The sequence below is a fragment of the Asticcacaulis taihuensis genome (assembly GCF_900100255.1).
In the GTDB taxonomy this organism is placed as follows: Bacteria; Pseudomonadota; Alphaproteobacteria; order Caulobacterales; family Caulobacteraceae; genus Asticcacaulis; species Asticcacaulis taihuensis.
Window position 1 is genome coordinate 24,245 of the sequence record NZ_FMTS01000012.1, and the last position, 11,424, is coordinate 35,668.

Consider the following 11,424-nt stretch of genomic DNA (forward strand, 5'->3'; position numbering starts at 1 on the left):
CCGCCTCGGAAGCGCTGACGCGCGCAATTTATTCGTAAACGCGAATCAAGATCAGAATCCGGGAAAGATCAATCTTTAGTTTGTGAAATTCGCAAATAAGGCTAGTGATTCCCGCCAAGGGTTTGCCGAACGGCGCGCGGGCTATATCAAGCACCGCTGAACGGCAGGCCGGAGCCCTGGAGAATCGCGCCTTGAGTCAGTTTGCACGCGTTATGGTGCTGGTGGTCGATGATAACCACTATATGCGGGTGATCGTCAGCACCATGCTGCGCTCCATGGGTATCACCCTGATCCGCGAAGCCTCCGATGGCGCCGAAGCGCTGGAAATCGTGCGTGACTGGCGGCCGGATGTCATCATCCTCGACCTGATGATGGAAACCATCGACGGCATCGAATTCACCAAGCTGATCCGCCGCGGCGTCGACAGCCCGCACCCTTATGTGCCGATCATCATGATGACCGGCCATACCGACCGCCGTCGCGTCATCGAGGCGCGTGATGCCGGCGTCAATGAGTTCGTCGCCAAGCCGCTGACCGCCCGCGCCCTGATCGACCGCCTGAAAAGCGTGATCAACAACGAACGCGGTTGGGTGAAATCGGCCAACTATGTCGGCCCCGACCGCCGCCGTAAGGTCCAGCCGGATTTCAAAGGCCCCTTCCGTCGCATCGCCGACAAGGCCGACGGCAAGATGTAGAAGGGCCAAGGTCAGTGAAGAAAAGTGATCCACAGATTACACAGATTTCACAGATTTCACAGATTTTTGAGACATGACCGCTGATATACGTGATCCGGAAACCTACACGATTATCGGCGCCGCGATGGAAGTGCATCGCACGCTCGGATGCGGGTTTCTTGAATCCGTTTATCATGAGGCTCTGGCCCTCGAGCTTGCCGCACGGGGTATTCCTTTTCGCCGCGAAGCGGCATTACCCATAGTTTACAAGGACAATGTGCTGCCTTGCAGCTTTCGTGTCGATTTCATTTGCTTTGACAGGGTTTTATTGGAACTGAAAGCCCTTGCCGCGCTTTCTTCTAATGAAGAAGCCCAGGTCATAAATTACCTCAAGGCATCACAATTGCCGCGTGCGCTTCTCTTAAATTTTGGCACTGCCAGCCTCCAGCACAAGCGACTGGCATTGTGAGCATCAGTTCCACACCCAAAAAATCTGTGCAATCTGTGTAATCTGTGGATAGCCCCTTCCTTGCTTTTACCCAAGGCGGCGATTTGCCGCTGCCGCATTGCACACTTAACCACTTTTCCCCTTCGCAAATTTACCGGTTTCGGGCTACAAGGCCCGTCATGACCCAATCCGCCAGCACCTCCCCTTTTGGTTTCAAGGATGTCGACGCCCGTGAAAAGGTGGCGATGGTCCATGATGTGTTCAAAAACGTCGCCTCGAACTACGACCTGATGAACGATGTCATGTCGGGCGGGGTGCATCACCTGTGGAAAGACGCGGCCTGCGCCCGTCTCAATCCGCAACCGGGCGAGGTGATCATCGATTGCGCCGGCGGCACCGGCGATATCGCTCGCCGCCTGGCGAAGCTGGCGCGCGCCGCCAAGGCCCGCCGTATCGCGCGCGGCTATGCGGCAAAAGACGCCGAGATCCGCATCATCGATTATAACGAAGCCATGATCATGGCCGGCCGCGAGAAATCGCAACGCCAGCATCTCGACGAGCCGGAAATCTCGTGGTCGGTCGGCGACGCCATGAATCTGGCGATCGAAGATAACACCATCGACGCCTACATCATCTCCTTCGGCATCCGTAATGTCGCCGATGTGCAGGTGGCGCTGAATGAAGCCAAACGCGTGCTGAAACCCGGCGGCCGTTTCTTCTGCCTCGAATTCTCGCACCCGACCTCGTCGGTGATCTCGAAGATTTACGAGACCTACTCCTTCAAGGTCATCCCCTTCATGGGCGAACTAGTGGCCAAGGACCGCGACAGCTATCAGTATCTGGTGGAAAGCATCCAGCGCTTCCCCGATCAGGACACCTTCAAGGGCATGATCGAAAAAGCCGGCTTCCGCAATGCCCGCTACACCAACTATTCCGGCGGGGTCTGCGCCCTGCACGAGGGCTGGGCATAAGCGCTTGGCAAGCTTGAATACATGGACGCGCATGTTCCGCACCGGGTTTATCCTGCTGCGTTACGACGCCCTGCTGCCAAAGGAAACGGCGCACCTGCTGCCGCCGGTGCCGCGCCTGGGCATAGGTTTGCTGCGCAGCATTTTTGCGAAGAAAACGAATTTGCGCCCCGGCGAGCGCTATGCCGTCGCCTTCCAGCAACTGGGCCCGGCCTTCATCAAGCTCGGTCAGGTGTTGTCCACGCGCGGCGATATCTTCGGCAAGGCGTTCATCAATGACCTGTCACACCTGAAGGACAACCTGCCGCCCTTCCCGCGCGAGGTCGCTCTGGCCAGCGTCGAGGAATCGCTCGGCAAACCGGTCGACGCCATCTTCTCCGAATTTGGGGCAGTGCTGGGCTCGGCCTCCATCGCCCAGGCGCATGAGGCGGTCCTGCTCGATGGCCGCAAGGTGGCGGTCAAGATCCTGCGTCCGGATATCGAAGCTGTGGTCGCCGCCGATATCGCCATGATGACCTTGTCGGCCAAGATCATCGCCTTTTTCTTCCCCTCCGCCCGCCGCCTGGAACCAGTGGCCTTTGTCAGCACGGTGGCGCAATCCCTGCTGCTCGAACTCGACCTGCGGCTGGAAGCCTCGGCATGCGACGAGATCGGCAAGACGATCAACGAAGAGCCGTGGATGAAGGCGCCCAAGGTCGTCTGGCACCAGGTCTCGCGCCGCGTGCTGGTCACCGAATGGGCACCCGGCACCCCTCTCAGCCGCCCGGAAGCCCTCAGCCTGCCGGGTTTGCAGCATAAAGAACTGGCCGATAACCTGATCCGCGCGTTTCTTTCCCAGGCACTCGATCACGGCGCCTTCCATGCCGACCTGCACGAAGGCAACCTGTTTGTCACGGCGCCGGCGCAACTGACCGCCATCGATTTCGGCATTATCGGCCGCCTGCGCCCCAAGGAGCGCCGCTATCTGGCGGAAATGCTGTGGGGCTTCCTGCGCCGCGATTACAAGCGCGTGGCCGAGGTCCATTTCGAGGCCGGCTATGTACCGCGCCACCATAATGTCGATAGTTTCGCCCAGGCCCTGCGCGCGGTCGGCGAGCCGGTGCTGGGCCAGAAGGCCACCGAAGTCTCCATGGGCCGTCTGCTGACACAACTGTTCGATATCACCGCCCAGTTCGACATGCACCTGCGCCCCGAACTGGTGTTGCTGCAAAAAACCATGGTGTCGGTCGAAGGCGTGGCCCGCCGCATCTATCCCGAACACGACCTGTGGGAAGCCGCGCGACCCGTAGTGCAGTCATGGATATCGCGCGAATTGTCACCGGTCGCACAGGCCCGCCAGATCGCCGAACGCCTGATCAGCCGCCTGCGCAGCGAGGAAGAGGAAGGCGCCGATACCCGCCAGACCGTCGAACTGGCCGCCCTGCAACTGGTGGCGCAACAGGGCCGCACCTTCGGCCTGATTGCCCTGGCGGTGTCGGTCATTTCGCTCGGCGTGCTGATCTGGATGGCGGTACGGTAGGCCTTTCTTGTACCTCCCCACTTGTTGGGGAGGGGGACCGCGCCTGAAAGGCGTGGTGGTGGGGGTTCTTGCTTCCTCACGCTCAGCCGAAACTTGGTAGGGATTAACAACCCCTGTTCTTGCGCGGTCGCCATCCCCTCACCCCAGCCCTCTCCCCTTATAGAAAGGGAGAGGGGGAAGAGTAACGACAGCGACGTCTCTTCACTTAATACCCATCGCGCCGTGGCGTGCGGCGTTCACTTTCTATAATCTTCTGCTGGCGCCAGTAGGCCGCACCATTATCCGGCCGGAACATCGTGCGCGGCGCACCGGCCCTGGTCATCACCGCGAACACATTGCCCTTTGGATCGTAAAACAGCGTGTCGCCGTTTGTTCGCTTCAGGGTCTCGGTGCCGGCCGGCGGGTTATGGATGAAGCCATGCACCATCGCCATATAGTCCGGGTATGACTTGGCCGAAAATTCCGGACCATGCTTCTGAAAATGATAATGCGCGTTCTCGTCGGCGGAATATTTCCGGTTCTTCGACCACAGCGGCCAGTCGCCATAGCGCGTTTCGGTAATGGTCGCGCGGTGGGCCGCAATCGGCAGGGCCGCGCCAGGAACCGGCGCCGCGTCGATAACCGGCATCGAGGCTTCTTCGATGTCCTGAGCTGGCTTTTGCTCATTCTTCTGCGCCCAGCCTGGCGCCTTCGCGGGCTGAACCTGTTCGACGGGCGCCTTGCCCGCGCCATCGGGCAGCACAGCGGACGGCCCGGCATCGCAGGCCACTACACCCAGCAAAAGCAAAGCCGATAACCAGATTGCCCGCATAGCCTTGCCCCCTTGCACCCTCAACCCCACCTATGGCACAACCCGCCGGCAAGTTAAAGGATACCTCGTCATGACGGATCAGCCTGTTTCCAAGCGTATATTGCTGATCATCGGCGGCGGTATCGCGGCCTATAAGTCGCTGGAACTGATCCGCCTTATCAAAAAGGCCGGACTTGATGTTCGCGTCGTGCTGACCAAAGCCGCGCACGAATTTATCACCCCCCTAACCGCCGCCGCCCTTTCCGGCGACAAGGTCTATACCGACCTGTTCGATCTCACCGACGAGACCGAGATGGGCCATATCATGCTGTCACGCCAGGCCGACCTCGTAGTCGTCGCCCCCGCCACTGCCGACATGATGGCCAAGCAGGCCCAAGGATTAGCCAATGACCTGGCCTCGACCCTTCTGCTGGCCACTGACAAGCGCGTCCTGCTGGCCCCGGCCATGAATGTCCGCATGTGGCACCATCCGGCCACCCAGCGCAATCTGGAAACCCTTAAGGCTGATGGCGTGCTTTTCACCGGCCCGGACGAAGGCGATATGGCCTGCGGTGAATTCGGCCTCGGCCGCATGAGCGAGCCGGAAGCCATATTGGCGGCCATCCAGTTCCATCTCACCGGCGGGGTCGATGGCCCGCTCGCGGGGAAAAAAGTCGTCATCACTGCCGGCCCGACCTTTGAGCCGCTCGATCCGGTACGCGGTCTGACCAACCGCTCCTCCGGCAAACAGGGCTATGCCATCGCCCAGAAACTGGCGCGCGAAGGCGCCGATGTTACCCTGATCTCCGGTCCCGTGTCGTTGCCCACGCCCATCGGCGTCACCCGTATCGATGTCGAGACCGCGCAGGAGATGTTCGATGCCGTCCATGCCCAATTGCCCTGCGATGTGTTCGTGGGCGTCGCCGCGGTGGCCGACTGGCGGGCGAAGGATATCGCCGCCGAGAAGCAGAAGAAGACCGCGGATAACGAACTGTCAGTGACCTTCGTCAAGAACCCGGACATCCTCGAATCCGTCTCCAAGCATCTGGACCTGCGCCCGCGTCTGGTGATCGGCTTCGCTGCCGAGACCCAGAAACTGGAGGACTACGCCCATGCCAAGCTGGCATCCAAGGGCTGCGACGCCATCGTCGCCAATAATGTGTCCGAAGGCGTTTTCGGCTCGGCGCACAATCAGGCCACCCTCGTCGATCTCGACGGCTTCACCCCCATTGCCGGCATGACCAAGGCCGATATCGCCGATTTCCTCAGCGCCTATATTCAAAAGCGTATCGCCTGACCGGCTGTTCACGGTTTCACAATCGCGCTTTATCGGGTATCGATTGCGGCGAAGCCGTGACCGCATCTTTTCAAGTTGGACGTATGACCTTGGCAGACACCCCATCGACGCACGGCAAACGCGCCGATATCCAGGGTATGCGCGCCATCGCCGTCCTGGCCGTACTCGTTTTCCATGCCAGCCATGTCCTCCTGCCGGGCGGGTTTGCTGGCGTCGATGTCTTCTTCGTCCTTTCCGGCTACCTGATCACCCAGGTCCTGCTGCGGCCGATGGAGGAAAAGCGCTTTTCCATCCGCGATTTCTACCGCCGCCGTATCCGCCGGCTCTATCCGGCCCTGTTCACGGTGCTGGCCTTCACCCTCATCATGGGTCTGGCCTTTTTTCCGCCCACCCTGCTGAAGGAACTGGTCAAGTCCCAGTTCTTCACCACCCTCTTCCTGTCCAATCTCGCCTTCGCGCGCGAGACCGGCTATTTCGACCTGCAGGCCGAACTGAAACCGCTGCTGCACACCTGGTCGCTGGGCGTCGAGGAACAGTTCTACCTGCTGTTTCCGCCAATCCTTTACGCTTTGCATCGTTGGGGCAAGCGCCTCCTCTGGTCGGTGCTTGGCCTGCTGGCGCTCTGGTCGCTGTGGTTCTCCCAAACCCGCCTGGCCGCCCATGCCGAAGTGTCCTTCTATTTCCCGACCTCGCGCGCCTTCGAGCTGCTGATCGGCGCCCTGTGCGTCGGCCTCGACCGCCATATCTCCCTGCCGGTACTGGCCCAGCGGATTTTAAGCGTCCTCGGCCTGGCGTTGATTGCCATCGGCTTTATCGTCATCAACGAGGAGTCCGCCTTCCCCGGCCTGCTGGCCCTGCTGCCCTGCCTGGGCACGGCCGCGCTTCTTGTCTCCCCGCAGGGCTGGGCCAATCGCTGGCTGGCCATCCCGCCGCTGGTTCGGGTCGGTGACATCTCCTATTCGCTCTATCTCTGGCACTGGCCGCTGCTGGTCTTCGCCCGCTTTGTCTTTCCGGATACCCCCTTCGCCATTGTCGCCGCGCTTGCCTTGTCATTTGCCATGGCCTGGCTGTCGTGGCGCTATATCGAAACCCCCTTCCTGAAAGACCAGCCGCAAAAGCGCCCCGTCCCCATCTGGGCCATGGGCGGCGCCATGATGGCGGCCTCCATCGCCGTCTGCCTCACCGTCTATTACGCCGGCGGCCTGCCGCAGCGCTTTTCACCGCAGGAACGCGTTTATCTGGCCGCGACGGACGATTACAACCACGACCGCAACAAATGCCACATGCGCTCCGACCGGCCGATCGACTATGACCAGCTCTGCACCTACGGCGCGGCCAATGTACCCGCCAGCTATGCCGTCTGGGGCGACAGTCACGGCGCCGAACTGGCCAGGGCCCTGGGTGAACGCCTGACCGCCAAGGGCCAGAGCCTGAAATCGATCACCATGTCGGGCTGCCCGGCCACGCTCAGCCGCAGGGCCGTCTGCCGTCAGCACAATATCGATACGCTCGCCGCCATGAAGGCCGATCCAAACATGCAGGTCGTCATCCTGGTCGGCAATCTGCACGATGACGACGCCTTTTCGCGCGATGCCATTAAAGGCATGGAGCACACGGCGCTGGAACTGAAAGAGGCCGGCAAGCAGGTGATCATCGTCTCGCCGATCCCGACCTTCGACTATGATCCGCCGTCGAAACTGGCGCTCGAATCCCGCGCCGGTCACGCGCCGGAAACCATCGGCACGCCACGCGCGGTTTATGAGCAGCGGCGCGGCCATATCCGCGATGAATTTATCCGCTTCACCGCCGCCAACGACATGACGACCATCCGCCCCGACACCCTCTTCTGCGACACCATCTGCCATGTCTATCGGTCCGGCGAAGGCGTGCTCTATTTCAATGCCGGCCACCTCAGCCTGGCCGGCGCCGGCCTGCTGGCCGACGAAATCGAGCGCACGCTGGAAATGCAATCGGCGGATTGATCCACAGACGCACGAATCCTGTGCATGGTTTGGCGGCGTGGTTGTTAACCTTTCGCCGGGCGGCTACCCTGCAAGGATCGTCCTGTTTGAGCCCGATCATGAACGCCCATACCAAGCCCGAAGCCTCCCCTGAAGTCACCGCTCACGTCGTGCAGTTGCCGCACGCGGTTGGCCTGGCCTTGCCGGCCTATGAAACCGAAGGCTCAGCGGGTCTGGATCTGCGCGCCGCCATTACTGAGGGCGAAGAACTGGTGCTGAAGCCGATGGCGCGGGCTTTGGTGCCCACCGGCCTGAAAATGTCCGTGCCCCTGGGCTATGAGGTGCAGGTGCGCCCGCGGTCCGGCCTGGCGCTGAAATTCGGCATCACCTGCCTGAATACGCCGGGCACGATCGACAGCGATTATCGCGGCGAGGTCGGCGTCATCCTGATCAATCTCGGCTCGGAAGATTTCGTGATCCGGCGCGGCGACCGCATTGCCCAGATGATCGTGGCGCAACATGCGCGCATTGTCTGGGAAACACCGGAGACCCTCGAAGCCACCCAACGCGGAGAAGGCGGTTTCGGCTCGACCGGCCGCTGATAGCGAAAAATGTCTGGACGGGCAGCGCCCTCTGCGGGAGAATGACGGCGTCCACACATAAAGGCGCCGGTCATGACCTACCATTTCACCAAAGTCCTCGATTGTCCGTTTGACGATGCCGTGGCGCGCGCCACGAAGGCCCTGGCGGACCAGGGGTTTGGCGTCCTGACCACCATCGATGTGGCCGCCACCATGAAGGCCAAGCTCGGCGCCGAAATGAAGCCCTATGTCATCCTGGGCGCCTGCAATCCGCAATTCGCCTATCGTGCCCTGCAGGCCGAAAACAAGATCGGCACCATGCTGCCCTGCAATGTCGTGGTTCAGGATATCGGCGGCGGAAAAAGCGAGGTCTCGGCGGTCAACCCGCTGGAATCGATGTCGGCCATAAAGAATGCTGCACTGGAACCGATTGCCGGCGAAGTGACCTCTCGCCTGCAAACCATGATCAGCAGCCTCTAGGCTGTTTCTCGTGGCAAGCGAGTAACACTCGCCAAAATACATACAAATGTGACCATGCCATCACACATTTCCATTTTGCGTGAAACGCGAAACGGATCAGTGTATCATCATACGTATACGAACTGACGTCTCATGAACGGGACGTGAACCGCAGCCTCAAAAGAGGTTCAGACTTAACGCCTTAATCGCTTTCTGAACATCTGCTTTTGAAAGGGTCATCGTATGAGTGACTTCACGCAATTCCTACTGACCATGGGGGATTCGATCCAGGCGGCACTGGTGGGCCTGAACCCGTTGCCTGTTCTGATCTTCGGCCTGTTCCTCGGCATGATCCAGCCCAAGCGCAGTCCGGCCTGGCTGCTGGCCCTGCTGGCGGTTATCCCCGCCGTAATCGTCACCGCCCTGTTGCCGACGGCCATGGGCTACCAGGCGATCTGGCCGGACCTCACCCAGTTGGAGGTCGAATTCCAGATGATCATGCTACTGGTCATAAGCTATGTCATCATCCGCCTCACGGGCCTGATCAAGACGACCCTGCTGATGATGGCTCCGAAACCGAATGGCCATAAACCGGTCTGACCGGCCAGTTCACGCAGCACGAAACACATCGTTTTTTGATTTTTCGTTAACCATGGTAGTATCCAGTATCGCCTCATACCCGGCGGAGCGTACCCCTTATTCAAATAGAGGATACCTATGAACGATATCTGGACTTTCTTCGTGGCTTTGAGCGATGGTTTCCGTAATGCGCTCGGTGACATCAATCCCCTGCCCATCTTGGTCGTGGCCATGGTGATCGGCCTGTTGCAGCCGAAGTCCGACAGGTATGCGGTGAAAGCCGGCCTGGCCCTGCTGATCGTGATGGCCTTCAATATCTTCCTGCCGCTGGTCAATGGCGGACAGCCCAACTATCCCGATTTCCGCCACATCGGCGCTATTGTTCAGCTTTTCCTGCTGTTCGTCTTCGCCTACGGCATGATCGGCGTGTTGGGCAGCCTGAAAGCCGCCATGAAACTTGGGGCCGCCAAAAGCGCGCACTAATAAGCTTACCTTCTTATACCTCCCCATATATGGGGAGGGGAACCGCGAGCGTAGCGAAGGGGTGGTGGGGGCCTATCCGAAGACAATCTTCGGACGTTAGAAGCCCAGAACGTCCTGCATATCATACAGGCCGGGCACTTGGTTGCGGCCCCATAAGCCGGCCTGAATAGCGCCGCGCGCAAACAGGGTGCGGTCGCGGGCGGAGTGCGAGAAGGTGATCAGTTCATCTTCCGAGGCGAAGAGAACGCTGTGCTCACCGACGATGCCGCCACCGCGAATAACCGAAAAGCCGATATCGCCAGCACGACGAGCCCCGGTGATGCCGTCGCGCGCCGCCACCTTCACCTCAGCCAGATCGACGCCCCGGCCCTCGGCCGCGGCAGCCCCCAGCATCAGGGCTGTGCCGGAAGGCGCATCGACCTTGCGCCTGTGGTGGGCTTCGGTGACCTCGATATCCCAGTCTTCGGCGCTCAGGCGGGCGCTGGCCTGCTTCAAGAGGCCAATCATCATATTGACCCCCAGCGAATAGTTGCCGGACTTGAGCAGGATCACCTTTTCGGCAAAGGGCATGAGCGCGGCTTCCTGTTCCGACGTGAAACCGGTGGCGCCGATGACCTGAACGATCGGCGCGCCACGGCGCTCGCCCTCGGCAGCGCAAGCCTGAGCCAGGTGCAGGGTCGCTTCCGGCGTCGAGAAATCGATAACAATATCTGCGCCGCTCAGATCGAAGGTGTCACCCTTGTCGAAACGCGCGGCAATGTTGTGTCCGGCGGCTTCCAGTACGCGGGCGGTGGCCTGGCCCATGCGGCCTTTGGCGCCATTTATGGCGAAACGGGGAGCGGACATGATAAACCCTTGTGCCTGTTCGGAAGTCTGCCTTCCGAATAGGCACAAGGGCTTAAGGGGTCAAGGGGTCTGTGACCACTTGCCTTTGAAGCTGAATACTTTTGCTTTCAACATCTGCGCCTGCCCGAAATCCGGCACCTCATATTGCGCCAGCGGTTCCAGCCGCTCAATCGGCAGGGGCTTGCGGCCCATATCACCAACCAGAACCTCGATGCCCGCCGCGACGCATTCGCTGAAAAACCCCGACATCTTTTCGGCCAATACCGGGTCATAAAAAACATCACCGGCCAGGACCAGATCGGCTTGCGGTGATGAGGTCAGTCCGCCGGTAAAGGCCGTGAGGTTCACACCGTTGGCCTGCGCATTCAAAAGCGTGGCGGCGGTTGCGTAAGGATCGATATCAATGGCTGTCACTACCTTTGCGCCAGCCTTCATCGCGGCGATCCCGACCACGCCGGAACCGGAACCCAGATCAATCAAGGACTTACCGCGCACAATTTCCGGATGATCGAGAACGTACCGCGCCAGCACGGTGCCTCCGGCCCAGTGGTAGGCCCAATAGGGCGGTGTGTCCCCCAGCCGTGACAGCCGACTGCCGGCATGGGCGCGATAGAGGACGATTTCAGGCAGGCCCGGCGCGGATTCGAGACTGAGGTTTTTCAGGATGAAGTCGCGGATATCGGGCATAGGGATGTGTGGCGTATGGCGGGGAAGAAAGCAAGAAACCCCACCACCACGCCTTCGGCGCGGTCCCCCTTGTAAGTTATTTCCATCTGTTCTTTTGTGGACAGCGCTGGAAGCGGTAGGCAGACCGTGTCC

Annotated in this window: 13 protein-coding genes; 10 read left to right on the top strand and 3 right to left on the bottom strand. The window is 60.4% G+C overall.

Annotated features, from left to right (window positions below; genetic code table 11):
* The first annotated feature begins 191 nt into the window (after positions 1–191).
* The 4 genes from BLO49_RS17725 to ubiB all read left to right on the top strand — a co-directional run bounded on the left by BLO49_RS17725 (position 192) and on the right by ubiB (position 3,609).
* The gene (locus tag BLO49_RS17725; protein ID WP_245679091.1) at positions 192–695 is read left to right on the top strand and encodes a response regulator; all 504 of its coding nucleotides are present in this window, start codon (positions 192–194) and stop codon (positions 693–695) included.
* A gap of 73 nt (positions 696–768) precedes the next feature.
* Positions 769–1,143 carry a GxxExxY protein gene (locus BLO49_RS17730; protein ID WP_090650913.1) on the top strand — a complete coding sequence of 125 codons (375 nt, stop codon included), beginning with the start codon at positions 769–771 and terminating at the stop codon, positions 1,141–1,143.
* A 158-nt stretch (positions 1,144–1,301) separates the two neighbouring features.
* Positions 1,302–2,093, top strand: a complete 792-nt coding sequence (locus BLO49_RS17735; protein ID WP_090650914.1) for a class I SAM-dependent methyltransferase — start codon at positions 1,302–1,304, stop codon at positions 2,091–2,093.
* 13 nt (positions 2,094–2,106) lie between these two features.
* The gene (gene ubiB, locus BLO49_RS17740) at positions 2,107–3,609 is read left to right on the top strand and encodes a 2-polyprenylphenol 6-hydroxylase (protein ID WP_415500724.1); all 1,503 of its coding nucleotides are present in this window, start codon (positions 2,107–2,109) and stop codon (positions 3,607–3,609) included.
* A 205-nt stretch (positions 3,610–3,814) separates the two neighbouring features.
* On the opposite strand, the gene BLO49_RS17745 is transcribed toward ubiB, so the two are convergent.
* Positions 3,815–4,420 (bottom strand): hypothetical protein, encoded by a 606-nt coding sequence (locus BLO49_RS17745; RefSeq protein WP_090650917.1) that lies wholly within the window; start codon positions 4,418–4,420, stop codon positions 3,815–3,817.
* 70 nt (positions 4,421–4,490) lie between these two features.
* Between BLO49_RS17745 and coaBC the strand changes: the two genes are divergently transcribed.
* The 6 genes from coaBC (at position 4,491) to BLO49_RS17775 (ending at position 9,759) form a co-directional block, all read left to right on the top strand.
* Positions 4,491–5,696 carry a bifunctional phosphopantothenoylcysteine decarboxylase/phosphopantothenate--cysteine ligase CoaBC gene (coaBC, locus tag BLO49_RS17750; protein ID WP_090650919.1) on the top strand — a complete coding sequence of 402 codons (1,206 nt, stop codon included), beginning with the start codon at positions 4,491–4,493 and terminating at the stop codon, positions 5,694–5,696.
* A gap of 83 nt (positions 5,697–5,779) precedes the next feature.
* Complete coding sequence (locus tag BLO49_RS17755) at positions 5,780–7,678, top strand: acyltransferase family protein (protein WP_090650920.1); 1,899 nt, start codon at positions 5,780–5,782, stop codon at positions 7,676–7,678.
* A gap of 98 nt (positions 7,679–7,776) precedes the next feature.
* Positions 7,777–8,259: a dUTP diphosphatase gene (dut, locus tag BLO49_RS17760; RefSeq protein WP_090650922.1), complete on the top strand. Its 483-nt coding sequence runs from the start codon at positions 7,777–7,779 to the stop codon at positions 8,257–8,259.
* Between the two features lie 72 nt (positions 8,260–8,331).
* Positions 8,332–8,718, top strand: a complete 387-nt coding sequence (locus BLO49_RS17765; protein WP_090650923.1) for a DUF302 domain-containing protein — start codon at positions 8,332–8,334, stop codon at positions 8,716–8,718.
* Between the two features lie 222 nt (positions 8,719–8,940).
* The gene (locus tag BLO49_RS17770; RefSeq protein ID WP_090650925.1) at positions 8,941–9,297 is read left to right on the top strand and encodes a hypothetical protein; all 357 of its coding nucleotides are present in this window, start codon (positions 8,941–8,943) and stop codon (positions 9,295–9,297) included.
* A 117-nt stretch (positions 9,298–9,414) separates the two neighbouring features.
* Positions 9,415–9,759 carry a hypothetical protein gene (locus BLO49_RS17775; RefSeq protein WP_090650926.1) on the top strand — a complete coding sequence of 115 codons (345 nt, stop codon included), beginning with the start codon at positions 9,415–9,417 and terminating at the stop codon, positions 9,757–9,759.
* 96 nt (positions 9,760–9,855) lie between these two features.
* Here the strand turns inward: BLO49_RS17775 and dapB are convergent, their stop codons facing one another.
* Both dapB and BLO49_RS17785 read right to left on the bottom strand, forming a co-directional pair.
* Positions 9,856–10,605, bottom strand: coding sequence for a 4-hydroxy-tetrahydrodipicolinate reductase (gene dapB, locus BLO49_RS17780; RefSeq protein WP_090650928.1), 750 nt, complete (start codon positions 10,603–10,605; stop codon positions 9,856–9,858).
* A 60-nt stretch (positions 10,606–10,665) separates the two neighbouring features.
* On the bottom strand, positions 10,666–11,292 hold the full coding sequence (locus tag BLO49_RS17785) for a class I SAM-dependent methyltransferase (RefSeq protein WP_090650929.1): 627 nt from the start codon (positions 11,290–11,292) through the stop codon (positions 10,666–10,668).
* Positions 11,293–11,424: the final 132 nt, after the last annotated feature.